Source organism: Enterobacter sp. C3_dUdeg (genome assembly GCF_057536195.1).
Genome location: NZ_BAAKFX010000008.1, coordinates 109,244 through 134,882, shown reverse-complemented (window position 1 = coordinate 134,882; position 25,639 = coordinate 109,244). Strand labels below are relative to the sequence as shown.

General features: G+C 53.9%; 28 protein-coding genes. 9 read left to right on the top strand and 19 right to left on the bottom strand.

The window, feature by feature from the left end; genetic code table 11:
- Position 1: 1 nt before the first annotated feature.
- A complete protein-coding gene (locus AC27FC_RS17305; protein WP_094935078.1) occupies positions 2 to 619 on the bottom strand; it encodes a trimeric intracellular cation channel family protein in 618 nt (205 codons plus the stop codon).
- A 205-nt stretch (positions 620 to 824) separates the two neighbouring features.
- On the bottom strand, positions 825 to 1,688 hold the full coding sequence (locus AC27FC_RS17300; RefSeq protein WP_048975620.1) for a YicC/YloC family endoribonuclease: 864 nt from the start codon (positions 1,686 to 1,688) through the stop codon (positions 825 to 827).
- A 125-nt stretch (positions 1,689 to 1,813) separates the two neighbouring features.
- Here AC27FC_RS17300 and rph point away from each other — a divergent pair, with 125 nt between their 5' ends.
- Positions 1,814 to 2,530 carry a ribonuclease PH gene (gene rph, locus AC27FC_RS17295; RefSeq protein ID WP_010426431.1) on the top strand — a complete coding sequence of 239 codons (717 nt, stop codon included), beginning with the start codon at positions 1,814 to 1,816 and terminating at the stop codon, positions 2,528 to 2,530.
- A 67-nt stretch (positions 2,531 to 2,597) separates the two neighbouring features.
- Positions 2,598 to 3,239, top strand: a complete 642-nt coding sequence (gene pyrE / locus AC27FC_RS17290) for an orotate phosphoribosyltransferase (protein WP_094935079.1) — start codon at positions 2,598 to 2,600, stop codon at positions 3,237 to 3,239.
- 40 nt (positions 3,240 to 3,279) lie between these two features.
- Here the strand turns inward: pyrE and slmA are convergent, their stop codons facing one another.
- From slmA to coaBC, 3 genes are all read right to left on the bottom strand, one after another.
- Entirely contained in the window at positions 3,280 to 3,876 is a 597-nt protein-coding gene (gene slmA, locus AC27FC_RS17285) for a nucleoid occlusion factor SlmA (RefSeq protein WP_010426428.1), read from the bottom strand.
- Between the two features lie 120 nt (positions 3,877 to 3,996).
- Positions 3,997 to 4,455, bottom strand: a complete 459-nt coding sequence (gene dut, locus AC27FC_RS17280; protein WP_008502691.1) for a dUTP diphosphatase — start codon at positions 4,453 to 4,455, stop codon at positions 3,997 to 3,999.
- Complete coding sequence (coaBC, locus tag AC27FC_RS17275) at positions 4,433 to 5,644, bottom strand: bifunctional phosphopantothenoylcysteine decarboxylase/phosphopantothenate--cysteine ligase CoaBC (RefSeq protein ID WP_487160249.1); 1,212 nt, start codon at positions 5,642 to 5,644, stop codon at positions 4,433 to 4,435. The genes dut and coaBC overlap by 23 nt, the downstream gene beginning before the upstream one ends.
- Before the next feature lie 172 nt (positions 5,645 to 5,816).
- Here coaBC and radC point away from each other — a divergent pair, with 172 nt between their 5' ends.
- The 4 genes from radC (at position 5,817) to mutM (ending at position 8,012) form a co-directional block, all read left to right on the top strand.
- Positions 5,817 to 6,485 carry a RadC family protein gene (gene radC, locus AC27FC_RS17270; RefSeq protein WP_023309889.1) on the top strand — a complete coding sequence of 223 codons (669 nt, stop codon included), beginning with the start codon at positions 5,817 to 5,819 and terminating at the stop codon, positions 6,483 to 6,485.
- A gap of 218 nt (positions 6,486 to 6,703) precedes the next feature.
- Complete coding sequence (gene rpmB / locus AC27FC_RS17265) at positions 6,704 to 6,940, top strand: 50S ribosomal protein L28 (RefSeq protein ID WP_002436699.1); 237 nt, start codon at positions 6,704 to 6,706, stop codon at positions 6,938 to 6,940.
- Between the two features lie 22 nt (positions 6,941 to 6,962).
- Positions 6,963 to 7,130, top strand: a complete 168-nt coding sequence (gene rpmG, locus AC27FC_RS17260; protein ID WP_003024094.1) for a 50S ribosomal protein L33 — start codon at positions 6,963 to 6,965, stop codon at positions 7,128 to 7,130.
- 72 nt (positions 7,131 to 7,202) lie between these two features.
- Positions 7,203 to 8,012, top strand: coding sequence for a bifunctional DNA-formamidopyrimidine glycosylase/DNA-(apurinic or apyrimidinic site) lyase (gene mutM, locus AC27FC_RS17255; RefSeq protein WP_023309890.1), 810 nt, complete (start codon positions 7,203 to 7,205; stop codon positions 8,010 to 8,012).
- A 2-nt stretch (positions 8,013 to 8,014) separates the two neighbouring features.
- Here mutM and coaD read toward each other — a convergent pair whose 3' ends face one another.
- From coaD to rfaQ, 7 genes are all read right to left on the bottom strand, one after another.
- Positions 8,015 to 8,494, bottom strand: coding sequence for a pantetheine-phosphate adenylyltransferase (gene coaD, locus AC27FC_RS17250; protein WP_023334018.1), 480 nt, complete (start codon positions 8,492 to 8,494; stop codon positions 8,015 to 8,017).
- 3 nt (positions 8,495 to 8,497) lie between these two features.
- Positions 8,498 to 9,268, bottom strand: coding sequence for a glycosyltransferase family 2 protein (locus AC27FC_RS17245; protein WP_196355147.1), 771 nt, complete (start codon positions 9,266 to 9,268; stop codon positions 8,498 to 8,500).
- On the bottom strand, positions 9,268 to 10,542 hold the full coding sequence (waaA, locus tag AC27FC_RS17240; protein WP_032661923.1) for a lipid IV(A) 3-deoxy-D-manno-octulosonic acid transferase: 1,275 nt from the start codon (positions 10,540 to 10,542) through the stop codon (positions 9,268 to 9,270). The genes AC27FC_RS17245 and waaA overlap by 1 nt, the downstream gene beginning before the upstream one ends.
- 66 nt (positions 10,543 to 10,608) lie before the next feature.
- Positions 10,609 to 11,598 (bottom strand): glycosyltransferase, encoded by a 990-nt coding sequence (locus AC27FC_RS17235; protein WP_045887675.1) that lies wholly within the window; start codon positions 11,596 to 11,598, stop codon positions 10,609 to 10,611.
- A gap of 11 nt (positions 11,599 to 11,609) precedes the next feature.
- Positions 11,610 to 12,710: a glycosyltransferase gene (locus AC27FC_RS17230; RefSeq protein WP_069303472.1), complete on the bottom strand. Its 1,101-nt coding sequence runs from the start codon at positions 12,708 to 12,710 to the stop codon at positions 11,610 to 11,612.
- A gap of 2 nt (positions 12,711 to 12,712) precedes the next feature.
- A complete protein-coding gene (locus AC27FC_RS17225; protein WP_196355148.1) occupies positions 12,713 to 13,840 on the bottom strand; it encodes a glycosyltransferase family 4 protein in 1,128 nt (375 codons plus the stop codon).
- Positions 13,837 to 14,907: a putative lipopolysaccharide heptosyltransferase III gene (rfaQ, locus tag AC27FC_RS17220; protein WP_487160247.1), complete on the bottom strand. Its 1,071-nt coding sequence runs from the start codon at positions 14,905 to 14,907 to the stop codon at positions 13,837 to 13,839. The genes AC27FC_RS17225 and rfaQ overlap by 4 nt, the downstream gene beginning before the upstream one ends.
- A gap of 150 nt (positions 14,908 to 15,057) precedes the next feature.
- On the opposite strand from rfaQ, the gene AC27FC_RS17215 reads away from it, so the two are divergent.
- The gene (locus AC27FC_RS17215) at positions 15,058 to 16,014 is read left to right on the top strand and encodes a polysaccharide deacetylase family protein (RefSeq protein ID WP_094935082.1); all 957 of its coding nucleotides are present in this window, start codon (positions 15,058 to 15,060) and stop codon (positions 16,012 to 16,014) included.
- A 23-nt stretch (positions 16,015 to 16,037) separates the two neighbouring features.
- On the opposite strand, the gene AC27FC_RS17210 is transcribed toward AC27FC_RS17215, so the two are convergent.
- The 6 genes from AC27FC_RS17210 to rfaD are packed head-to-tail and all read right to left on the bottom strand — an operon-like array spanning position 16,038 to position 22,232.
- Positions 16,038 to 17,249, bottom strand: coding sequence for an O-antigen ligase family protein (locus tag AC27FC_RS17210; RefSeq protein WP_112778249.1), 1,212 nt, complete (start codon positions 17,247 to 17,249; stop codon positions 16,038 to 16,040).
- Positions 17,237 to 18,145, bottom strand: a complete 909-nt coding sequence (locus AC27FC_RS17205) for a glycosyltransferase family 2 protein (protein ID WP_033147037.1) — start codon at positions 18,143 to 18,145, stop codon at positions 17,237 to 17,239. The genes AC27FC_RS17210 and AC27FC_RS17205 overlap by 13 nt, the downstream gene beginning before the upstream one ends.
- Before the next feature lie 5 nt (positions 18,146 to 18,150).
- Positions 18,151 to 19,260 carry a glycosyltransferase family 9 protein gene (locus tag AC27FC_RS17200; RefSeq protein ID WP_033147036.1) on the bottom strand — a complete coding sequence of 370 codons (1,110 nt, stop codon included), beginning with the start codon at positions 19,258 to 19,260 and terminating at the stop codon, positions 18,151 to 18,153.
- 3 nt (positions 19,261 to 19,263) lie between these two features.
- The gene (rfaC, locus tag AC27FC_RS17195) at positions 19,264 to 20,247 is read right to left on the bottom strand and encodes a lipopolysaccharide heptosyltransferase RfaC (RefSeq protein ID WP_033147035.1); all 984 of its coding nucleotides are present in this window, start codon (positions 20,245 to 20,247) and stop codon (positions 19,264 to 19,266) included.
- 3 nt (positions 20,248 to 20,250) lie between these two features.
- Positions 20,251 to 21,297 (bottom strand): ADP-heptose--LPS heptosyltransferase RfaF, encoded by a 1,047-nt coding sequence (gene rfaF, locus AC27FC_RS17190; RefSeq protein WP_033147034.1) that lies wholly within the window; start codon positions 21,295 to 21,297, stop codon positions 20,251 to 20,253.
- Positions 21,298 to 21,299: 2 nt separating this feature from the next.
- Positions 21,300 to 22,232 (bottom strand): ADP-glyceromanno-heptose 6-epimerase, encoded by a 933-nt coding sequence (gene rfaD / locus AC27FC_RS17185; RefSeq protein ID WP_013094908.1) that lies wholly within the window; start codon positions 22,230 to 22,232, stop codon positions 21,300 to 21,302.
- A 215-nt stretch (positions 22,233 to 22,447) separates the two neighbouring features.
- Here rfaD and kbl point away from each other — a divergent pair, with 215 nt between their 5' ends.
- Positions 22,448 to 23,644: a glycine C-acetyltransferase gene (kbl, locus tag AC27FC_RS17180; RefSeq protein ID WP_024906617.1), complete on the top strand. Its 1,197-nt coding sequence runs from the start codon at positions 22,448 to 22,450 to the stop codon at positions 23,642 to 23,644.
- A 9-nt stretch (positions 23,645 to 23,653) separates the two neighbouring features.
- Positions 23,654 to 24,682: an L-threonine 3-dehydrogenase gene (gene tdh / locus AC27FC_RS17175; protein WP_023309906.1), complete on the top strand. Its 1,029-nt coding sequence runs from the start codon at positions 23,654 to 23,656 to the stop codon at positions 24,680 to 24,682.
- Positions 24,683 to 24,709: 27 nt separating this feature from the next.
- On the opposite strand, the gene AC27FC_RS17170 is transcribed toward tdh, so the two are convergent.
- Complete coding sequence (locus AC27FC_RS17170; RefSeq protein WP_094935084.1) at positions 24,710 to 25,624, bottom strand: hypothetical protein; 915 nt, start codon at positions 25,622 to 25,624, stop codon at positions 24,710 to 24,712.
- Positions 25,625 to 25,639 lie beyond the last annotated feature (15 nt).

Genomic DNA, 25,639 nt, shown 5'->3' with positions numbered 1-25,639 from the left:
GCTAGTGGGCGCTGTGTTTGTAATGAAAAATGGGCAGCCCGAGCTTCAGACGCAGCGCCAGCATGCGGGCCGTAAAGCCAAACAGCAGCGTCGAGATGACCACCACATCATGATTTGAAACGTAATGCTGCAGGGCGATATAGAGCACCGCTGCTGCAAAGGAGATGCCGGCATACAGCTCTTTTTGAAAGACCAGGGGGATGCGTTTGCAGAACATATCGCGCAGCACACCGCCGAATACGCCCGTGACCACGGCGGCGATGGTGGCGATAACCGGTCCTTCCCCCATATCGAGCGCGATTTGCGCGCCGATGATCGAAAATACGATCAGCCCCAGCGCATCAAGCACCAGGAACAGGCGGCGAAGATGGGGCATAACGGGCGCCACTATGGTGGTTAACACGGCGGCCGTTGCCACGATAATCACGTATTCAGGGTGTTTAACCCAGCCGAGCGGGTAATGGCCAAGCAGAATATCGCGCACGGAACCGCCGCCCAGTGCGGTCGCCGTAGCAATAATGATCACGCCGAAGGTATCCATACGGCGACGTCCGGCGGCAAGTGCGCCGGTCATGGCTTCTGCGGTGATGCCAATGAGATAAAGGATGTGAAGCAGCATATACCCTCCGGTGTGAACGCGGGGGAGGTTAGCGATTTGTGCGCAAGATCACGATTGAGATTTTCTAAGGCGAGCCAGTTTGCCCTAAAAATTTTTATCAAGTTCTATAGAGAAAGCTTGATGAAAGGCGGTAAGGCGACAAAATTGGCGTTAAGATGGATTAGAAATAGTAATGGGTGGTGCTGTCGACACCACCCGAAAAGCATTACTCGATGTTCTGGATCTGCTCGCGCATCTGTTCAATCAGCACTTTCAGCTCAATCGCTGAATTCGTCACTTCTGCATTGATCGACTTAGACGCCAGGGTGTTCGACTCGCGGTTGAACTCCTGCATCATAAAGTCCAGACGGCGGCCCACAGCTTCTTTTTTCTTCAGAATGTTGTAGGTTTCTTTAACGTGCGCTTCCAGACGGTCCAGCTCTTCAGCGACATCGATACGCTGCGCCATCAGCACCAGTTCTTGTTCCAGACGGGTGTTTTCCAGCTGAACTTCCGCTTCTTCCAGTTTGGCGACAAGGCGCTCGCGCTGCCATTGCAGCACTTCTGGCATATGGGTGCGGACTTTCGCTACTTCGGTGCTCACGCCTTCAAGACGCTGCTCAATCATCGCTTTCAGCGCCTGGCCTTCGGTTTCGCGGGCAATGATAAAGTCGTCCAGCGTGCCGTCGAGAGCTGCCAGGATTTCAGCGGCAATGGCGTCCAGATCCTGCTCACCGGCGGCCATGACGCCAGGCCAGCGCAGAATATCAACCGGGTTGATTTCGCCTTCATCGCTCTGCATTTTGACCCAGTTCGCCGCATTCACGAGCTGTTTTGCCAGTTTTTCGTTGAGGATGAGCTCGCCCTGTGCGCTCGCATCAGGCTCAAAGCGCAGGTTACATTCCACTTTTCCGCGCGTCAGACGCGTACGGATACGTTCACGTACGACAGGCTCAAGGCTGCGGAACTGCTCCGGCATACGGAAATACGTTTCCAGGTAACGCTGGTTTACCGAGCGCATTTCCCATGTGGCGCTACCCCAGCTACCCTTGATTTCACGCCGGGCGTAGGCGGTCATACTGCGGATCATAGACATTCCCGTTTTTAAAGGAGAGATGGGGGGATTATAGCTTTCGGGGGCTTCTCAGGATAGGAATAAGCGTCCTTTATCCGTATAATGCGCAGCCACATTCGTTTCAAGCCGGAGAATCCATCATGCGTCCATCAGGCCGTAGCGCCAACCAGGTGCGTCCCGTCACCCTGACCCGTAACTATACAAAACACGCTGAAGGCTCCGTGCTGGTTGAGTTTGGTGACACTAAAGTGCTGTGCACCGCCTCCATCGAAGAAGGCGTTCCGCGCTTCCTGAAAGGTCAGGGCCAGGGTTGGATCACCGCAGAATACGGCATGCTGCCGCGTGCGACCCATACCCGTAATGCCCGTGAAGCGGCAAAGGGTAAGCAGGGCGGCCGTACCATGGAGATTCAGCGTCTGATCGCGCGTGCGCTGCGCGCCGCCGTTGACCTGAAAATCCTTGGCGAATTCACCATCACTCTCGATTGCGACGTCATTCAGGCAGACGGCGGTACGCGTACCGCATCCATTACCGGCGCCTGCGTGGCGCTGGCGGATGCCCTGAACAAGCTGGTTGCGGCCGGTAAGCTGAAAACCAACCCAATGAAAGGCATGGTTGCGGCGGTTTCTGTTGGTATCGTTAACGGCGAAGCGCTTTGCGATCTGGAATACGTTGAAGATTCCGCAGCCGAAACCGACATGAACGTGGTGATGACCGAAGACGGTCGCATCATTGAGGTGCAGGGCACGGCGGAAGGCGAGCCGTTCACCCACGAAGAGCTTCTCTCCCTGCTGGCGTTGGCCCGAGGGGGAATCGAATCCATTGTAACGACGCAGAAAGCGGCGTTAGAAAATTGATTTTAAAGGCGACCAATGAGTCGCCTTTTTTTTGCCTGTAAGACAGAAAAACCAAAGGAGCAAATCCATGAAATCGTATCAGCGCCAGTTTATTGAGTTTGCGCTTAACAAGCAGGTACTTAAGTTTGGCGAATTTACGCTGAAATCCGGGCGTAAGAGTCCCTATTTCTTCAACGCCGGGCTGTTTAATACCGGGCGCGATCTGGCACTGTTAGGCCGTTTCTATGCCGAAGCGCTGGTGGATTCCGGGATTGAATTTGACCTGCTGTTTGGCCCGGCCTATAAAGGCATTCCGATTGCGACCACCACCGCGGTGGCGCTGGCGGAACACCATGACCGCGACGTGCCGTACTGCTTTAACCGCAAAGAAGCTAAAACCCATGGTGAAGGCGGGAATCTGGTCGGCAGCGCGCTGCAGGGCCGCGTCATGCTGGTCGATGACGTGATTACCGCGGGTACGGCGATCCGCGAATCAATGGAGATTATCCAGGCCAACGGTGCGACGCTTGCTGGCGTGCTGATTTCTCTGGATCGTCAGGAGCGTGGTCGCGGTGAAATTTCCGCTATTCAGGAAGTCGAACGCGATTACAGCTGCAAAGTGACGTCGATTATTACCCTGAAAGACCTGATTGCGTATCTGGAAGAGAAGCCTGAGATGGCGGACCATCTGGCGGCGGTACGTGCATACCGGGAAGAGTTCGGGGTGTAATTAAATTGCCCGGTGGCGCTACGCTTACCGGGCTTACGGATTACTGCAACTGAGCAGCCACTAATGGCCAGCGGGCGTCAAAATCGTCCGTTGGACGGTATTTGAATTCGCTACGCACAAAGCGGGAGAGCATCCCTTCACAAAACGCCAGAATCTGGCTCGCCAGCAGCGTTTCATCAATGGTGTAACCTTCGCCTTCACGCATTTTCTTTTCGCGCAGTACCTGGCGCAGCTGCGCTTCAATACGCTCGAAAAGCTGGTTAATGCGGCCCTGCAGTCTGTCCTGTTCAAACATCAGCGCGTGGCCGGTGAGGATACGGGTTAAGCCCGGATTGCGTTCACCGAAGCCCAGGATTAACAGCACAATCAGACGCAGACGCGCGGTCGTGTCTTTTTCGTCTTTCAGAATCAGGTTGATGCGCGTGATCAGGCTGTCTTCAATAAACTCGATCAGGCTGTCAAACATCCGGGTCTTGCTCGGGAAATGACGGTACAGCGCCGCCTCAGACACGCCTACAGAGGCGGCCAGTTTAGCGGTGGTGATGCGTTGACTGCCATCGCTGGATTCAAGCATCAGAGCCAGAGATTGAAGTATTTCTTCGCGACGATTCCTTTTCGCGGTTTGTTTTTCTGCCATGTTACAAAATACCCCTGAAAATAAGCACTTGCCAGGCTGGCATCCACACAGCGACCGCAAACGGGCGTTTGCGGTTTGTTATTGCATTATAACGCTGTGAGATACGTGTCTTTCGGGCCGTTATTTGCGCCCGGAATGGCCGAAGCCGCCTTCGCCACGGTCGGTGGCGTCAAAGTCTGCCACCAGGTTAAATTCTGCCTGTACCACCGGTACAAAGACCATCTGGGCGATACGCTCGCCAGGTTCAATGGTGAAGCTGTCCTGACCACGGTTCCAGACGGAGACCATCAGCTGACCCTGGTAGTCTGAGTCGATCAGGCCGACCAGGTTACCCAGCACAACGCCGTGCTTATGGCCCAGACCAGAACGCGGCAGGATCACTGCTGCCAGAGACGGGTCAGCAATGTGAATCGCCAGGCCAGTTGGAACCAGGGTAGTGGCACCCGGAGCCAGTTCTACGGCGTCATCGAGACAGGCGCGCAGGTCAAGACCGGCAGAGCCGGAGGTGGCATAGGTTGGCAGCGGGAATTGCTCGCCAACACGCGGGTCCAGAATCTTAACGTCGATTTTTTTCATCATAACGGGTAACGATCTCGTCGAGTAATTGTTGGCCCAGGAGTTCCTTGCGCTCAAGCGGTAAGACTTTATCTCCATCCTGCCAGAAAAGGTGCAGTGCGTTGCTGTCGCTGTTAAATCCTTGTGTGGCCAGCGATACGTCGTTCGCGCAAATCAAATCGAGGTTTTTGCGGGTACGTTTTTGCCGGGCATATTCTTCCACATTATTCGTTTCTGCGGCAAACCCAACAACGTATGGACGATGGCTTTTTAGTGCGGCGACACCGGCGACAATGTCCGGGTTTTTCACCATTTTTATTGTTAATTCATCGCCTTGCTTTTTAATTTTAGCCTCGGCGATAGTCTCGGCACGATAGTCTGCGACGGCCGCACAGCCGATAAAAATCTGCTGGCTTTGCGCATGTGCCTGCACGGCGGCTTCCATCTCCAGCGCGGTGGTGACGTCAATTCGCTTCACAAACGCAGGGGTAGGCAGCGATACCGGGCCGCTCACCAGCGTGACGTTCGCGCCACGCCTTGCGGCGGCGGCGGCAATCGCAAAGCCCATTTTGCCGGAGCTGTGGTTGGTGATGTAGCGCACCGGATCCAGCTGCTCGCGCGTGGGGCCCGCGGTAATCATGATGTTGAGATGTTGCAGATCGTTGACAGGCGAAAAATGGGCTGCGGCTATATCAACAATCGTCAGCGGATCAAGCATGCGACCCGGGCCAACGTCGCCGCAGGCCTGGCTGCCGCTGTCCGGACCCCAGATAAGCAGGCCGCGTGAGGCCAGCGTCTCCAGATTGTGCTGGGTGGCCGCGTTACGGTACATCTGCTGGTTCATGGCAGGAACGACGGCAACAGGCGCAGGGGTGGCCAGACAAATGGTGGAGACCAGGTCGTTTGCCATACCGGCTGCCACCCGAGCGATTAAATCAGCCGTGGCGGGAGCGAGGATAACCAGGTCTGCCCATTTTCCCAGCTCAATATGGCCCATCGCGGCTTCGGCGGCCGGATCGAGCAGGCTGTCAGATACCGGGTATCCTGAAACGGCCTGCAGGCTCAGGGGAGTGATAAAGGCTTTACCGCCTTCGGTTATCGCGACCCGCACGTCAGCTCCGCGCTCGCGCAGACGACGCACCAGCTCCGGCGCTTTATAAGCAGCAATGCCGCCGCTCACGCCAAGAACGATTTTTTTACCGGCCAGGCTCATCATGATTCTTTCCTGTTGGGTTTCACCAGAGAGCGGGCATTTTATCACAATCCCCAAAGCGGAGTGATTTTGTACTTCGTCCACTTTGCGAGGCGCTACGCAAGAACTCAATGTGGCCGTCGAGCGACGGATTGGCCTGTGGCAGCATGAGGTTAAAAAGGGGAGAAAGAGCATGGAAGAAGAGGATGAGGAGCTGCTGCCGCGCGAAAAACTGCTGCGCTATGGCGTTACCCTGTTAAAAGACGATGAACTGCTGGCGCTCTTTTTACGTACCGGAACGCCCGGAAAAACGGTATTTACGCTGGCAAAAGAGCTGATAGCACATTTCGGTTCGCTGTACGGTTTATTGACCGCCGATCTGGCGCAGTTTAAGCACGTTGAGGGAATTGGCGTGGCGAAATATGCCCAGCTGAGGGGCATTGCTGAACTTGCCCGCCGTTTTTACAATGTCCGCATGGAGAAGGAAGATCCGATCCTGACGCCAGAAATGACGCGTGAATTCCTGCAAAGCCAGTTAACTGATATTGAACGCGAGATCTTTATGGTGATCTTTGTCGATAACAGAAATCGGGTGCTGAAACATAGCTGTCTCTTTGCGGGCACGTTGAGTCACGTTGAGGTGCATCCGCGTGAAATTGTGCGGGAAGCGATAAAAGTGAATGCAGCGGGCGTGATCCTCGCGCATAATCACCCCTCTGGCTGTGCAGAACCGAGCAGAGCGGACAAAGAAATCACCGAACGCATTATCAAATGCTGTCAATTCATGGACATTCGTGTGCTGGACCATCTGATAATTGGCCGCGGTGAGTACATTTCTTTCGCAGAACATGGCTGGATTTAGGCTATTTCTCGCGATCCATCGGGATCTTTGTCTGTTCGGGACTTGAGCACACCGCCGAGTCAGCGTATACTACGCCACCTTTGAGAATCTCGGGTTTGGCATTTGGGCCTGGCAATCGAGAGTTCACTTAGAACTATGCGATGACCGGGCTGTAAAGCCTGACGAGGCGCCGATACCCCATACGAAGCTCGAGCTAATTTGATTTTTGGAGAATAGACATGTCCCGAGTCTGCCAAGTTACTGGCAAGCGTCCGGTGACCGGTAACAACCGTTCCCACGCACTGAACGCGACTAAACGCCGTTTCCTGCCGAACCTGCACTCTCACCGTTTCTGGGTTGAGAGCGAGAAGCGTTTTGTCACCCTGCGCGTATCTGCTAAAGGTATGCGTGTAATCGATAAGAAAGGCATCGATACAGTTCTGTCCGAACTGCGTGCCCGTGGCGAAAAGTACTAAGTACTTAAAGAGGAAATAAATCATGGCTAAAGGTATTCGCGAGAAAATCAAGCTGGTTTCTTCTGCTGGTACAGGTCACTTCTACACCACCACGAAGAACAAACGTACTAAGCCGGAAAAACTGGAACTGAAAAAATTCGATCCAGTTGTACGCCAGCACGTACTGTACAAAGAAGCTAAAATCAAATAATTTTAGTCTCCTTGTATCGAAAAACCCCGCAACTGCGGGGTTTTTTGCATTCTGCATCTCAACGGAGGAACCATGCCTGAATTACCTGAGGTAGAAACCAGCCGTCGCGGCATTGAGCCCCATCTGGTCGGCGCGACGATTCTTCACGCGGTGGTCCGCAATGGACGTCTGCGCTGGCCGGTGTCCGATGAGATCCATGCCCTGAGCGATAAACCCGTCCTTAGCGTACAGCGTCGCGCGAAATACCTGCTGCTGGAACTGCCCGACGGCTGGATTATTATCCACCTGGGGATGTCCGGGAGCCTGCGCATTCTTACCGAAGAACTGCCTGCGGAAAAGCACGACCACGTCGATCTGGTGATGAGCAACGGCAAAGTGCTCCGTTACACCGACCCACGGCGCTTTGGCGCGTGGCTGTGGACGAAGGAGCTGGAAGGGCATAACGTGCTGGCGCATCTGGGCCCGGAGCCGCTCTCAGACGCGTTTAACGCAGAATACCTCAAGGCGAAGTGTGCGAAGAAGAAAAGCCCGATTAAGCCCTGGCTGATGGATAACAAGCTGGTGGTCGGCGTGGGGAATATCTACGCCAGCGAATCGCTGTTTGCGGCGGGGATCCATCCCGATCGGCTGGCCTCTTCGCTGTCGGCGCAGGAGTGCGAGCTGCTGGTCCGGGTGATTAAAGCCGTATTACTTCGCTCGATTGAGCAGGGCGGGACAACGTTGAAGGACTTCCTGCAAAGTGACGGCAAGCCGGGCTATTTTGCCCAGGAGCTGCAGGTGTATGGCCGTAAAGGCGAACCGTGCAGAGTCTGCGGCACGCCAGTGATTGCCACGAAGCACGCCCAGCGCGCCACGTTCTACTGCCGTCAGTGCCAGAAATAAGGCTACTTTAGCTTTTCCATCAATGCCTGGTGGACGTTAGTCGGCAGGAAATGGGTGACATCGCCGTGATGACGCGCCACCTCTTTTACCAGTGTGGAAGAGATAAACGACCACTCTTTGGAGGGCATCAGGAACACGCTCTCCAGCTCCGGCATCAGATGGCGGTTCATGTGCGCCAGCTGCATCTCATACTCGAAGTCTGCCACCGCGCGTAAACCACGGATCAGAATATTGGCCTGCTGAGCGCGGGCGAAGTTTGCCATCAGGTCGCTAAACCCGACCACCTCAACATTCGGCAGATGCGAAATGGCATCGGTGGCGAGCTGTACGCGCTCGTTGAGATCAAACATTGGCTTTTTGCTGGGGCTGGCGGCAATGGCCAGGATCACCTTGTCGAACATGCACGCCGCACGGGTGATGATATCAAGATGACCGTTGGTGATCGGATCGAAGGTACCCGGATAAATCGCTTTTGTGCTCATGGCTCACGTTTTCTCTGAGTAGCCGCGGCAGAGCGCCCACAGCTCGGTGTATTTGTTGAAAGTATACTGGGCATTCACAACCGCGAGTAACCAGCCCTGCTTGCCGTCCAGGACGCCACCACGCAGCAGCAGCGTTTTCAGGAACGCGCCCAGCGTGTGGGTGAAGATACCCGTCAGCGAGGCCTTCTTGCCGCGCTGGTGACGCTCCTGAGCCCATGCGGTGGCATAGTTGAGCTGTTTACGCTGGAAGCTCGCGAAATCACGGCAGGTCAGGTGCAGCAAATCGCCCGTCAGGGGAATCACCTGGGCGCTATCGCAGCTCAGGGATTCATGCACCAGATTGCCGTTGTACTGATATCGCTCGCGCTCGTAGAGGCGCATCACGCGGTCAGGATACCAGCCGCTGTGGCGCATAAAACGGCCAAGGAAGTAGTTGCGGCGGGCAATGCTGTATACGGCGCCTGGCTGGGGCGAGGAAATCACCGCCTGAATGGCCTGCTGAAGCTCAGGCGTGATGCGTTCGTCGGTGTCGAGCATCAGGACATAATCACCTGTGGCATAGCCCTGCGCGCGCTGGCGCTGGATGCCATAGCCTTGCCAGTCAGCGTCGATAAAGACTTTTGCGCCCGCTGCCCGGGCAACGTTCACCGTGTTGTCCGTACTTCCAGAGTCAAGAATGACTATTTCGTCAGCCCAGGCAACCGACGCCAGGCAATCCGGAAGCAGGTCGGCGGCGTTTTTGGCGATCATGACGACCGACAGACGCGTTGACATTAGTGGCTCCGCTGGGGCAGATAAGGTTGCAGAAGCTGCAGCAGTCGGGTCAGTGCGCCCTGGTTCTGGTGCAGCACTTCGACGGCATGGCGCCCGTACCACAGGCGATAATCTTCGTCAGTCAGAAGGGTCGATACCTCTTTAACCACCGAATCCGCATCGGTCACGGTAATTAAACCATCGGCCTGCTGTAGTTTCGCGCAGATATCTTTGAAGTTAAACGTGTGCGGCCCCATCAGTACCGGAATGGCGTGGGCTGCCGGCTCCAGCGGGTTATGACCGCCGCGCTCGACCAGGCTGCCACCGACAAACGCGAGGTCAGCGATTCCGTACAGCAGCATCAGCTCGCCCATCGTATCGCCAATCACCACCTGGGTGCTGCCGGAAGGGATTTCACCGCTGCTGCGCAGCGTGAAGCTGAAGCCGCCTTTCTGCACCATTTCACGGGCATCTTTAAAACGCTCCGGATGGCGCGGCACGAGGATCAGCAGTAAATCAGGGAATTTTTCCAGCAGCTTGCGGTGAGCCTGCAGAATGATCTCTTCTTCGCCATCATGAGTACTGGTGGCAATCCAGACCTGACGACGCGGGGCCCACTGGCGACGCAGCGTGATCGCACGGGCGGCGAGTTCAGGGGTAACGGAAATATCAAATTTCAGGCTGCCCGTTACCGCAAGCTGGTTGCGTTTCAGGCCCAGCGCGATAAAGCGTGCCGCATCCTCTTCGTTCTGCGCGGCAATCAGCGTAATTTTGCTCAGCAGGCGGCGCATAAACTTACCCAGCTTGCCGTAACCTTTCGCCGAGCGCTCTGAAAGGCGCGCGTTGGCAATGACCAGCGGGATTTTACGGGCATGCAGGGCGGAAATCATATTCGGCCACAGTTCGGTTTCCATCACGATCACCAGCTTCGGGCGAACGGTATTCAGGAAACGATTCATGGCGCAGGGCAGATCGTAAGGCAGATAGACGTGCTGCACGTCTTTACCGAAAGCGGATAACGCGCGCTCCGAGCCGGTTGGCGTCATCGTCGTGACGGTGATTGGCAGCGAAGGGTAGCGGTGACGCAGGGCGCGAACCAGCGGGATCGCCGCCAGCGTTTCACCGACAGAAACGGAATGCAGCAAAATACCGTCCGGTACGACTTTATTGCGGCAGAAGCCATAGCGTTCAGCCCAGCGTTTACGATACGCAGGCGCTTTTCGGCTACGAAGCAACAGTCTCAGCCACACCAGTGGCTGAATGATGTAGAGCAGAGCGGTATACAACAATTCCAAGCGATTATCCGTTTTTTTAGTTTCGGCGGGCAAATTCTAAGCATTTAGGCCAGGTAAAGCTATCTCTTATGCCAGATACCGTTTCAAACGGAAATAACGTCGACCCAGCCGCCAGCGCAGACGCGGACTTTTTGCACTTTTCCAGATGAGTTTCCAGATGCCTGTTTCGAAGAACTCTTTAATAATCATTGATTTCTTCTTCTCATCCTTCATGTTGTCGAAGGTGTGAATAATGCCCAGGCCCTCTTTGGCAATTTGCCAGTGGCAGGCAGGGATCCCTTTCACTTTATCCGGGTAGCGCTGATTGATGGCGTCGAGCATCTGCAGGATTTTCATGTAGTGACGCGCGGAACGTATCAGCGTGTCGTCATTGTCCGGCATATGGGACACCGATGCAGAGTGAATGTAGTAGTCGTAATAACGTTCACTGGTGTACTGAACCCGCTCTGCCGCGAGCAGCACTTCGGTGGTCCACGGAATATCCTGATGGCGCAGGCCGGGTTCGAAATGGAAATTGTGTTTACGGATAAAGTCGTGGCGATAGATGTTCAGCCAGGTGACGTGAAGGAATTTACGAGAGTCCAGCGCCATTTTTAACCACGCAGGGCCAGCCATGACCCCAGTCGAAGCCAGTTTGTCTTCAGGGAAGATCGGGCGCGAGGGTTTCTTGTTATTCTCCCAGACGTAGTTCCCGTTACAGGTGGCGACATCCAGATCCTGCGTGACGGCCATATCCAGCAGGTGTTGGTACATGCCGGGTTTAAAGACATCATCAATATCCGGGAAAGAAAGATATTGACCCGTCGCAACGGCCAGACCGGTGTTACGCGCGATGGATACGCCCTGGTTTTGCTGTTCTATGACCTGCAGCTGCGGCAGTTTTTCTCGCCAGTTTTCGACGATCTCCATCGAGCGGTCAGTAGAGCCGTCATTGACAATGATGACTTCCATGCTGTCGATGCGTTGATTGACAAGGCAGGTAAAGAACTGATCCAGGAAAGCTTCACCGTTATAAACGGCAACCACCACGCTTAACAATGGGGCTGAATTTTGCATAAGAAACCTGATTATTTTTGATTGTCGACCAGAGCAATATATTGCTGGCAAATGGCATTGATACCGAACGACGCGATGGTTGTATCGCCAACGACCGGTGGGGCGGTATAAATATCCGCCAGCGTTTTTGCCAGTGACTCGTCATTTAACTCTGCCAGCCCGCGCGCTAAAGCGCCGGTGAGGATTTCGGCAGGGCCTCCGGGGCAATTTGTACTGACCGGTGGCGTCTGGCAGATAATGGCTTCGACCAGCACATTACCAAAACCTTCGCAGTCAGAACTTAACACTAAAAGGCGTGCCCCTTTAATCCAGGGATAGGGATTGGACTCGAACGGGCGGAAAACCGTTTTGTTTTCAATACCCAGCTCGGCAGCAAGCTGCTTGAGTTTTTGAATTTGAGCGTCAGACCCATTGCCCATCATGACCAGCGTTGTGTCAATTTTACTCAGGGCGAACGCACGTAGAAGTCGGTCGTGGCGTTTGTGTTCATGGAAGCGGCCAACATGAATAATGTAATCCTTTCCCTGCATCTCGAAGGGCGCATCCGCCAGACGCTGAATTTCAGGAATATCGAAAGGATTATGGATAACCGCTTTGCGTCGAAGATTGAGCGCCAGCGTCTCGGAAAGATCTGTCAACACGGCGCCTGAGACGGCGACAACGTTGCGGTTTTCGTAGGTATGACGAATTTTAAGATGTTTAAACCAGCGCGAAAGTCCGCTGCGATGGCGAAGATAGGAAAACGAGAACATGCCGTGCACGCAGAACCAGACTTTGTCACGTTCCAGCGCGCGGCAGTGCGACACAATGCGGTCTGTTTTGTGCAGGTGAGAGAACACCACATCAAATTTGCCGCTGCGCTCAGCTTGCTCAATCGCCTGATCCAGCAGTTGGGCGCGGCGTGGGATTTCCGTCAGCTTTCGCCACGGTTTTTTACATGTGTCCTGAACAACCTGATAATCGATGCCGTCCGGGATGGCGTAGTCGCACACTTTCCGCAGAGAGAATAGAGAGACCTGATGTCCCATTTCTATTAATCCACGGGAGAGCGTAAGAACCGTTTTTTCAGCTCCTCCACCGGGTAAACCATCAATAATCATTAGGATGCGCATTTTTAATCCAGTAATTTTTGATAAAGCGTAATAAGCTGACTTGATAGTTTTTCGGGAGTGGCGTCTTTTACACGTTCACGTGCCGCTCGTCCCATATAGTTATTTTTTTCCAGTGAAGGAATGGTGGCTACCGCTTCCTTCAATGTACTGATATCAAGTGCGTCACAATAAAATCCGTTCTGGCCTTGTTGAATAAACTCTGCACCACCGCAACTCTCTGAAGTAATGACGGGCAAGCCGCAGGCCATCGCTTCAAGAATGACGTTAGGAAAGGGATCATACAGCGTTGGCAACAGTAAACCATCGGATAGCTGATAAAAAGGCAGAGTTTCTTTTTGCACCCCCAGGAAACGGATTTGCCCCTCGCAGCCTAACGAACGGGCGAGGTCGCGATAACGACGCTCTGCTTTATCTTGCCCAACCACAATCAGCCAGGCTGATGTTCCAGCGATAGCGCGTATGGCGCTGGCTAATCCTTTTCGTTCAAACCCTGAGCCAACAAAACAGAGCACAACGGCATCGGCTGGCAAACCAAATTGCTGGCGCAGCATCGCACGCTGTGCCTCCTGGGCCGGAACGAAGCGGCTGGAATCAATAGAATTATAAATCACATGAATTTTATTTGCGTCAATATCAAAGTCTTCAACGATTTCGCGTTTGATCATCTCCGCATTACAGATTACGGCTTTCAACTCAGGCGCCTGATACATTTCCCGTTCCGCACGCATCACGTAGCGGTGATAGCGGTCATACATCAGCATTTGCGCACGCCAGGCTGGTAAAATGCGCGCGCGCTGAAGCAGCCAGCGACGATGCACCCCATCACCCGCGCGATAGATATCACAACCCGGGATGCGCTCATGGCTTTGAACAATATCAAACTGCTGTTGCTGCCACAGCGCGCGCGCGGCCTGTGCAAATCCGCGCTCTCGACTGATGCGGCCCCATTTTTGAGGGTTGCAAATATGGATATGCCAGTCGTCTTGCTTCTCTCCCTGCCACTCACGCGTGATGACGTTGAGCTCAAGGTTCTGATTGCTCAGCGCGGTGAGAGCGCGCGAAACGAAGCGTTCCGCTCCGCCATCAGGGCGATACTTTTGGCGAACAATGGCCAGACGATGGTTTTTCATGACAGATATCTCCTTGCGGCGGAGACGACAGCATCAACGGGAATGGCGTCGAGATAGCGTTCTTTCGTTTTGGTATCAATGGCATCCGGATCGGGTAGCGGGCCGTAATCGCCGGCCCAGATGACTTCACCGTTGACTTGCCATGGAGACCAAAACGTGAGTTTAGAAGGGCCAAATAGCGCCACGCAGGGCGTTTGCAGCGCGGCGGCCATATGCATTGGAACGGAGTCAACGCCGATAAAAAGACGCGCATGATCGATAAGTGAGGCCAGCTGGCGCAACGTTAGCTGGCCCGCCAGCGAGACGACTCCCGTCTTTGGCGAGGCGGCGAGAATGCGATCGATCATCGCCAGCTCTTTTTTATCCGGCCCCGCGGTGAGCACAACCGTATGACCATCCTGCTGCAGTGCAGTAATGGTTTGCGCCATTTTGTCTTCGCTCCAGCATTTAAAGAACCAGCGGGACGTCGGCTGGATCACGATATAGCTGTCGCCCACAGCCGTCTGCGTCAGCTTTTGGCGGGCATGATCCCAGTCTTCTGCGGTGTAAGCCATGGTGACGGCAGGCTGCGGCGCGACCGGTAATGGCGCCAGAATGGAGAGATTCTGTTCGACCGTATGCAGGGATTTGTGGCCGTCGACAGAGACCAGATCGGTGTGACAAAAACGCCAGAATGAACTGTTGCGTTTGTTAAACGCGAATCCGAGGCGAACGGGTGCACCGGTGAAACGGGTGACGATCGCGCTACGCCATTGATCGGCAAGGTTAATCACCAGATGATAATGCTGATTTCTTAACGCACGCAGCAACTGCCACTCTTTTTGAAGATGCTTCAGCGTGCCAAGCTGTTTCCATTTACGATCGATTCCATAAATTGTACCGATCGTCGGATGCGCGGCGAGCATATCGCGCGTTTCTTCATACAGCAGGACATCAATCTGCGCCTGCGGCCATTTTTGACGTAGCGAATCAATGACGGAAGTGGTCAGCAACATGTCGCCATGATGGCGGAGTTTGATAAGTAAAATGCGCAAATCAGGTGTGTCAGGTAAGTTATTCATCATCATCTTATCGGCGTTGTACTGATGGCAATTCTAATAGACCTGATAGCGACTTGCACTCTTTCTCCATAATCTCAGTAATTTCCCTGGAAGGGTTTACTCATGCTTTGGAGAGTGCGTAACATAGCGCTAACTTTCCTGTCTTGCGGACTCATTATGAACAAACCAGCGTTTATCATCACAATTGATACTGAGGGCGATAATCTCTGGCAAAATCACCGCGTCATTAAAACGGAAAATGCGCGTTATCTGGCGCGTTTCCAGGCGCTTTGTGAGCGTTTCGGCTTTAAGCCCGTGTGGCTGACCAATTACGAGATGGCGATCGAACCCGTTTTCATCGAATTCGCCAGGGACGCAATCGCCCGCGGTCAGGGGGAGGTGGGAATGCACCTTCACGCATGGAATAGCCCGCCGGAGCACGATCTCACGGGCGATGACTGGCGATGGCAGCCTTATCTGGTTGAATTTTCGGATGAGGTGATGCGCGAAAAAGTGCTGTTCATGACACGCCTGCTGGAAGAGACCTTCCAGACCAAAATGTTAAGCCACCGTGCCGGACGTTGGGCATTTGACAGTCGCTACGCAAAATTGCTCGTTGAACTGGGCTACCAGGTGGATTGCTCCGTGACGCCACGCGTGAACTGGCGCAATGCGAAAGGCGCCCCACAGGGTAATGGCGGAACGGATTATCAGCATTTCCCCGACCACGCCTATTTCATGGATTTAGACAATATTTCCCGGGCAGGCCATAGCCCATTACTCGAAGTGCCGATGAGCATTCAGTATAAACACCCGGCGTGGTTGAACACGATCAAACAGGGTTACGACAGGCTTCGCGGTAAATATCGCTCTCCCTCTGTGAACTGGCTAAGACCGTCCGGTGGGAATGCGGCGCAAATGATTCAGGTCGCACAGCAAAGCCTGTCGCAGGGAAGTGAGTACGTGGAGTTTATGCTTCATTCGTCGGAATTTATGCCTGGCGGAAGCCCAACGTTTAAAGATGAGGCGGCGATTGAAGGGTTGTATCAGGATTTAGAAACGCTTTTTAGCTGGTTATCCGATAAGACGGTAGGGATGACGCTGGCGGAGTTTTATCAATACAAGAAAAAATAATGCCCGCCAGGCGGGCATTATCATTAGCGTTGCCTGGTTTGCGAAAAAGGGGTACTCAGCGCAAACACGGTGACAAAGAAGATTAAAGCCTCAGAACTCAACAGTATGACGTCAGTCAGGCCATAGAGTAATAAAAGAAGCATGGTCGTCAGCAGCAGGCCATTTCTGTTTTTAAGGGCGTAAACGATCATCGATATATAGAAAAACACTAATATCGCCAGCCCTGGGATCCCCTGCAGAGAATATTTCTCAATAAACTCATTGTGCAGATGCACCCTGATAAACTCGAGTGCAGCCGCGAGGTGTGGGTGCCCATTTTTCACATATTGCTGTGTCCATATTTCGCGGTCTTCAACTGACTGCCCTAAAGGATGGGCCAGCCCGTTTTGAATGCCAACACTCCACATAGAAAAACGTGCGCCGAGCGAGGTTGCATCATTACCTTTTTGATAACTTTCAACTTCAGCTTGTGTTTGTTGTAGCTTGGGTAGGATTAATGGTTTGTAGCTAACGATAACAATACCCGCCACAATACATAAGAAAATCAGCGTAGATTTAAGGTGTATTCTTCTGAAGTGATAAAGCGTGAGTACAATCGCCAGGAGTAGATATAACCCCATTGCGGCACGGGTGCCCGTTAGAAGAATGACGAAATAAGATATTAAGATGATGAGTCCTGCGGCTACATACAGTTTGATATTTTTCTGTAGATAAAGGCTGTATACAAACGCCAGTGACAATACAGAATAAACATAGGCCGACACGGTCGCACGGTTTATGGCCATCTCGATACGCCCCATACCCTGTGAAGCCTGCCATAAGCCATAGCCAGTGGCGAGTATAAACCCTGCACCAGAGGCGTATAAAAAATATTTCTGGAAGGATGCTCTATCAATATAAGACTTAAACCGGTCAAGGTAAAAAATGAGAATACTTGCCAGAATTAATTTTTTACTTGCACCGAGATAATCGCTATAAACGTTCAGACCTTCGCTATGATATTCATACACCAGATACCAGCCAAGATTAAGCAGGCCAATCAATATAATCGGCAATGCGATAGAAAAAGGACGCATTGTGATTTTTTTATATTCGCACGCTAAGCCGATAATGCTGGCATAAATCGCAATATAGAAAAACTCTCGCTGCTTACCTGAACTCAGCAGCGCCAGCGCAAGCGAAATAAGGCTCAAAATCAGCGTCAGCTGATAAAGCCGCAGTTTTACTTTTTCCATAATGCCTCAATGACCCTTTTTTTGTAGCTGAAACGTACATCTCTGGTAAAGAAGAAAGAGAGAGAATAAAGTGCATTGACCCGCTGTTTAACCAGTTTGAGTTGCAGGTCAGTCAGATGCTGCCGGTGGTTTCTGTAGATATCAAACCAGTGACAATTAACAAGATGCTTAAAAGAACGAGGGAATGTTTCTTCCATTTGTAATGTGCAATCAACCAGCGTAGCGATTTTACTGGCGTCGAGACGGCTCGACAAACTGTCGTTACGTTTGATGTAATAATAATGTCCCTGACGCTGATAGACTATTTTACTCGATTGCATCAGCATGCCGGGAAACACGGCAAAATCTTCATAGCAGACCATCGAAGGAATCGGGTTATTCACATACAATTCCCGATGAATGAATTGCCCGATGAGATGTGCCTGAAAATCTTTGTGCTGCAGGAACCGCTTTATTGCCTCATGTTGTGACAAAGCAACAGGAGAGAACCCCTGCCAGTCGGCTGTCATTTTTTTGGTGTCGCGAATTTCCAGCAGGCGCGTCAGGAGCATATCAGGGCGCTCTGATTTGAGAAACGCCACCGCGTCCCTGATGCTGCCCGGTTTCATCCGGTCATCGCTATCCAGCATGGTAATGTATTCACCTGTGGCCAGCGAGAGGGCACTGTTTCGAACATGGCCTACGTTACGGTACTCGACGTATCGGGATTGCGCATTCGGAAGCATTGGCAGCCACGCTTCAATAATATCCTGCGTTGAGTCGTTTGAACTGTCGTTAAAGATAATGATCTCTACATCATCCCACGCACCCTCAATCGCGTTTTGCAGGCTTTCTAGCGTGGTGTGAAGCGTATCTTTGGCGTTATGCGCGGCAATAATGATGCTTAGAAAAGCCATAATAATTAGTTTCCCTGAGCATCAAAGGAGTATGCGTCTGTATTAATTGTGGGTAACTCGCAAATGAAGTGTTTGAGTTCACGTAGCGCTTCGTCTGTTACAGCGAAGAGTTCTTCCCGGCTCTGTGAGAAGTAATATCGTGTTTCAAAAACATATGAGCAAATGTTGTCATCATTACCAATCAGCAATACGTTGCCCAGCGGACGCTGTTCATAGTGGCAACAAGGCCCGAACAGTAAGATTACCGGCACGCCGACTGCATCGGCAATGTAGACATTCCCCGAGTCAGACGCGATATAGCAATCCATTTTAGAAATGGCCCACGGCAGCTCTTCAAGCGAGATTTTGCCAATCAGATTAATAAAGTTGGGCAGTTCACCGTAAGCGCGGGTGATGTCGTCCATCCACGATTGTTCATTCGGGGCGCCAAACACATAAAATTCGCAGGGCAGGTCGGCGAGACGATCGGAAATTTGCTTCCAGATGACCGGCGGAACGGTTTTCGCTTTATTTCCCGCGGCTACGCTGATGCCAATGCGGATCACGCCGGGTTTATCGAGGATTGCCGGATAGGTCGCAGGTTTGAAAAGTGGCTTTGTGGCGTGCTTTGGCGAGTCTTGCCAGGTTAAGGTGCGATCGGCCAGTTTGAGATAGTTCGTGACTGAAAGAGTCTTCTTACCGTGTTCAACAGTACCGTCTGCCGTTGCATAGAAAATACCGTGATACCATCTGCGCGTGTAAGTGCTTAAAAACTGTTTGTTTTTAGCGTTACACACGGAGGCGAAAAAGAGGTTCACGCTATTGGGTTGCAGGAGATAGACATTGTCATAGCGGTTCATGATCCGGCAGGCAAAGACCAGCTTTCGCCACAGGTTACGCTTATGCTGCTCGATAAAAAAAATCTCATCGATCGTCTCATCATGCTTCGCCAGCGCACCCACGCTACGACTGATGAGCACGTCGCTTTTTTGCAGGTATGCCAGAAGGGGCGTTGCATTAACAAAATCGCCGATTTTTGCTGTCTGAATGACCAGGTTTTTACCTGTCTCTTTGCGGAACAGCTTCCGGATAAGCTTCACCGGAAAGAGTAAAATCAGCAGAAATACGTAACTCATGCGTTAGATATCCCTGTTGGAAAGCCAACGGCTGCCCTGTAAAAATGAAAAAATAGCATCTGCGCTGATATCCTTCGTTTGCTGGGTCGGGCTGACCATCTGATGCTGGTTTTTACCGTAACCCCCGATCAATCCGGGATCGGTCGGACCAAAAATCGTAATATTCGGACGATCCAGCGCCGCGGTTAAATGGCTTAAACCTGTATCAACGGAAACAACAGCATTCGCTCCCGCCAGCTGCGCGGCAACCTGCGCCAGCGTGAGTTTCGGCAATACCTCGACGTGTGAAAAACCTGCTGCCAGACGCTCTGCACGCTGCCGCTCATGTTCAGCGCCCCAGGGCAGTTTAATATGGATGCCGGTAGGTTGCATTAGTTCAATCAGGCTTCGCCAGTGCGTTTCCGGCCAGTGTTTATCGTCGCGCGTTGTGGCATGCAGGAAGACAAGATAAGGCTGCGCACAGGGATCTGTATTGCGCAAAAAGTGCTGCGCAATGGCGTAGTCGCCCTGGGTTTCCGGTTTCGCATAGCCCAGACTTTTTGCAAACAGCTCGCGGGTACGTTCTACGGCATGCTGTTGCTTTACGATGTGGTGCCGACGGTTATAGAACAGGCTCGCCAGCGGTTCGCGGGCGGTATGCCAGTCCATGCCGTGCTTTACGCCGTGTGCCAGACGCGTCACCAGCGCGGCGCTTTTCACCAGCCCCTGGGCGTCGATGATGGCGTCGTAATGCTGTGCCCGCACCGCCTCACGGAAGGCTTTGCGTTCGGCTTTAATCGGCGCGGAGAACCACGCTTTGCGCCAGCGGCGGATCGCCACCGGGATCACGCGGTCAACCGCTTCATGCCAGGTGGGGATCTGCGCGAAGCCTTCTTCCACCACCCAGTCAAAACGAATGTCGGGAATGGCCCGCATGGCGTCCGTCAGTGACGGGAGCGTATGCAGAACATCGCCCATCGAAGAAGTTTTAACGATCAGTACCCGCATTCGTTATCCTTCTTCGCTCAACAGCAGTTCGTTAAGCTCTTCGAGAACGCGCTCTGGCGTAATGTCGATCAGGCTCTGATGGTAGCCTTCTGCGGCATCGCCCTTGCGTACTTTGTGATAGCCGGTGATCAGGCGGATGACGCGCGCTTTATGAGAAAGCGGGGGCGTGAAGTCCGGGCTACTTGGGCCATACAGCGCCACCAGCGGGCGGTTTAGCGCGGCGGCGACGTGCATCAGGCCCGAATCGTTGCTGACCACGGCCTCACAGGCGGCAATCAGAATAACAGCCTGTTCAAGCTGCGTTTCTCCCGCCAGGTTGCGGCACCAGGCCTGCTGTTCATTACTGAGCGTCGCGAGAATTTCGTTGCCTGCCTCGTGGTCCTTTGCCGAACCGAACAGAACAATCTGGTAGCCTTCGTCAATCAGCTGTTTCGCCAGCTCCGCATAGTGATAGTGCGGCCAGCGTTTTGCCGGGCCGAACTCGGCGCCGGGGCAGAAGCCAATCATCGGGCGTTCAGACGAAAGGCCAAACGCGCTGCAGGTCTGGGATTTTTCACCGTCGTTAACCTGAAGCTGTGGCCACAGCAGCGGCTGCGGCAGATCTTTCGCACTGCGCATCACGCCTTTGTCGTAGGCCAGCGCCACATAGCGCTCCACCATCAGCGGCCAGGCCTCTTTATCCAGCACCCGCGCATCGTTCAGCAGGCCGTAGCGCATTTCACCGCGCCAGCCGGTGCGATGTGGGATACCTGCAAAGAAAGGCACAAGGGCGGATTTAAAGGAGTTTGGCAGGACATACGCCCGATCGTAGCGCTTATCGCGCAGGCTATGGCCGAGCTTGCGGCGTTCGCCAATTTCCAGCGCCCCGTGGCCAAGCGGCATCGGGATCGCCTCGTTCACTTCCGGCATACGCGACAACAGCGGACGGCACCACGCGGGTGCCATCACGTCGATTATCGCCTGGGGATAACGCGCCTTGAGCGTGCGATAGAGACTTTGCGACATCATCATGTCGCCCACCCATGACGGGCCGATCACCAGAATCTTCATACTTATGCGTCGCGGTTCAGCCAGGCCATATATTCCGTTACGCCTTCGGCAACGGTCTTGAACGGCTTGTCGTAGCCTGCGGCGCGCAGGTTGGTCAGGTCAGCCTGGGTGAACGCCTGATAACGGCCTTTCAGCTTGTCAGGGAACGGAATGTACTCGATGCTGCCTTTTTTGTGATACGCCAGCGTTGCGTCAGCCACCGCCTGGAAGGACTCCGCGCGGCCGGTACCCAGGTTGAAGATGCCGGATACGCCGTTTTCCCAGAACCACAGGTTCACTGCGGCAACGTCGCCCACGTAAACGAAGTCGCGCTTAAAGCCGTCGCTGCCTTCGAACAGTTTCGGGCTTTCGCCGTTATTCAGCTGGGTGTTCAGGTGGAACGCCACGCTCGCCATGCTGCCTTTGTGGCCTTCGCGCGGTCCGTACACGTTGAAGTAACGGAAGCCGACGATCTGCGAGTTCGCTTCAGGCAGCACCTGACGCACGTACTCGTCGAACAGGAATTTGGAGTAACCGTAGACGTTCAGCGGCTGTTCATACTCGCGGGATTCGATAAAGTCCGAGGTGCGGCCGCCGTAGGTTGCCGCGGAGGAGGCATACAGGAACGGAATTTCACGCTCCAGGCAGTAGTGCAGGAGCTCTTTGGAGTACTGATAGTTATTGTCCATCATGTACTTGCCGTCCCACTCGGTGGTGGAAGAACACGCACCTTCGTGGAAGATGGCTTCGATCTCGCCGAACTCTTCGCCTGCCATAATCTGGATAAGGAAGTCTTCTTTATCCATGTAGTCAGCGATGTTCAGATCCACCAGGTTGACGAACTTGGTGCCGTCTTTCAGGTTGTCAACCACCAGGATGTCGGTGATGCCTTTGTCATTGAGAGCCTTAACAATATTGCTGCCGATAAAGCCCGCGCCGCCGGTAACGATGATCATAACTGTAACCTTTGAAGTGTGGAGCCCGGGGACAATCCCGGACGCTAATGTCTCTATCATATCATTAGTATGGCTGCCCTTCAGCCATTCACCTTCACAGCGCAGGGGTACGCGTGATTTATGCTGCAAAAACGACAAGAGATGACGTGTCATCTCGTCATGAACTATAGGTTTGGGTAATATGTCCCGAAATTTGCCGAGTCTGGAGAATTGCAATGCGTGGTGATTTTTACAAACAGTTAAACAGCGACCTCGACACCGCACGTGCGGAAGGGTTGTTCAAGGAAGAGCGTATTATCACGTCTGCCCAGCAGGCGGACATCACCGTTGCCGACGGCAGCCATGTGATCAACTTTTGTGCGAACAACTACTTAGGTCTTGCGAATCACCCTGAGCTGATTGCCGCTGCAAAAAACGGCATGGACACCCACGGTTTCGGCATGGCCTCCGTACGCTTTATCTGCGGTACGCAGGACAGCCACAAGCAGCTTGAGCAAAAGCTGGCGAGCTTCCTCGGAATGGAAGACGCGATTCTGTACTCCTCCTGCTTCGACGCCAACGGCGGTCTGTTTGAGACCCTGCTTGGCGCAGAAGATGCGATTATCTCCGACGCCCTGAACCACGCCTCCATCATTGACGGCGTACGCCTGTGCAAAGCGAAGCGTTTCCGCTACGCCAACAACGACATGGTCGAGCTGGAAGCGCGCCTGAAAGAGGCTCGTGAAGCGGGGGCTCGCCACGTGCTGATCGCCACCGACGGCGTGTTCTCCATGGACGGCGTGATCGCCAACCTGAAGGGCGTGTGCGACCTGGCGGATAAATACGACGCGCTGGTGATGGTTGATGACTCTCACGCGGTCGGTTTTGTCGGCGAAAACGGCCGCGGTTCCCACGAATACTGTGACGTGATGGGCCGCGTGGATATCATCACCGGTACGCTGGGCAAAGCGCTCGGCGGCGCGTCCGGCGGCTATACCGCCGCGCGTAAAGAGGTGGTCGAGTGGCTGCGCCAGCGCTCTCGCCCGTACCTGTTCTCCAACTCCCTGGCGCCGGCCATTGTTGCCGCCTCCATCAAGGTGCTGGAGATGGTGGAGTCCGGCGCTGAGCTGCGCGACCGCCTGTGGTCCAACGCCCGTCTGTTCCGTGAAAAAATGAGCGCCGCAGGGTTTACCCTGGCCGGTGCTGACCACGCGATCATTCCGGTGATGCTGGGCGATGCGGTCGTCGCGCAGCAATTTGCCCGCGAACTGCAGAAAGAAGGGATTTACGTCACCGGGTTCTTCTTCCCGGTGGTGCCAAAAGGTCAGGCGCGTATCCGCACCCAGATGTCTGCGGCGCATACGCCTGAACAAATTGAACGTGCGGTGGAAGCCTTTACCCGCATCGGCAAACAGCTGGGCGTAATTGCCTGAGGACGTGTGATGAAAGCGTTATCCAAACTGAAAGCGGAAGAAGGGATTTGGATGACCGACGTGCCGGAGCCGGAAGTCGGTCATAACGATCTGCTGATCAAAATTCGTAAAACCGCCATCTGCGGTACTGACGTTCACATCTACAACTGGGACCAGTGGTCGCAGAAAACCATTCCGGTACCGATGGTTGTCGGTCACGAATATGTCGGTGAAGTGGTGGGTATCGGCCAGGAAGTGAAAGGCTTCCAAATTGGCGACCGCGTCTCCGGTGAAGGCCATATTACCTGCGGCCACTGCCGTAACTGTCGCGGCGGGCGTACGCACCTGTGCCGTAATACCATTGGCGTGGGCGTAAACCGCCCGGGCTGCTTCGCGGAATACCTGGTGATCCCGGCGTTTAACGCGTTCAAAATTCCGGACAATATCTCTGACGACCTGGCCTCCATCTTCGACCCGTTCGGCAACGCGGTGCACACGGCGCTCTCCTTCGACCTGGTCGGTGAAGACGTGCTGGTCTCCGGCGCGGGCCCAATCGGCATTATGGCCGCTGCGGTGGCGAAGCACGTGGGCGCGCGCAACGTTGTGATCACCGACGTGAACGAATACCGTCTGTCGCTGGCACGCAAAATGGGCGTCACCCGTGCGGTGGATGTCTCGAAAGAGAGCCTGACCGACGTGATGGAAGAGCTGGGCATGACCGAAGGCTTTGACGTGGGTCTGGAGATGTCCGGTGCGCCACCGGCGTTCCGCACCATGCTCGACACCATGAACCACGGTGGCCGTATCGCGATGCTGGGTATTCCGCCGTCAGACATGTCTATCGACTGGAACAAAGTCATCTTCAAGGGGCTGTTCATCAAGGGCATCTATGGCCGCGAGATGTTCGAGACCTGGTACAAGATGGCGGCGCTGATCCAGTCCGGTCTGGATCTGTCCCCAATTATTACTCACCGTTTCTCCATCGATGAGTTCCAGCAGGGCTTCGACGCGATGCGTTCCGGCCAGTCAGGAAAAGTGATCCTGAGCTGGGATAAGTAATCAAAAAGGGGCCTGAGGCCCCTTTTTTCACTGATTCTTTTTCTCTTCGTCCGTCAGGTAACGCACCTTGCGGGTGTAGTCCTGACCTTTGAACAGCAGTTTGTTATCCGGCGATTCAAGGTACTTCTGCCATTCGGAGAGAGGGAAACCGCCGTGCGCGCCAATCACCTCTTTCGGTACAACGGCTTCCTGACCGCCAATTTTTTTCGAGACCGGCCAGTTCATCCAGTCACCCAGGTTAACTGTTTTTAGATCCAGCATGTCCAGCAGCGCGGCGAGCGGCAGCTGATCGGTCGGCGGCTGCGTGTCGTCCATCAGCTCCCAGGTATCCTGGAACAGCGTCAGCCACAGCGGGCAGATACGGCGCCAGGTTTTTTTGGTTGCCGCAAGAAACGCGCCGTTAACGTGATCGACCAGATACGGGCGCACCGTCTCCTTGTAATACGCCGGCACTTTTTCCTCTGGCGCACCGTCCAGCTTGGCAATCATTTTGCCCTGACGGAAGCTGGAGTAGATATGCATATCGGCCATGTTGATCTCGGGCATCTTGAGCAGGTTGAGATCGGAATCGATCATCAATACCCCTTCACCGCGAGCCTGCAGCGGGGCGTTAAGCTTCACCAGACGGCTGAGGTAGATCTGCTTATAGCGGTAGCTTTCCTCACGTACGGGAAGATTTAGCGTCACTACGCGGGTTTTCGGCGGCAGTACCCCAAAGGCAGATTCAGGCTGATCGCTGACGATGACGATTTCGCTCACCCCGGTGGCATAACGTTCCGCGAAGGTGGCAGAGAGTAATGCTTCTTCGACGAAATCTGCACCGGTACACGGAATCACAATAGAATCCACCGCAGCAAGCGCGCCCGTCACGGGCAGAGAGCTGTAAGGAATGTTGTGTCGCCCGGTGATATGACGATAGCGAGCATTAAGAAATTTAAACATAGTTATCTCGTTTGG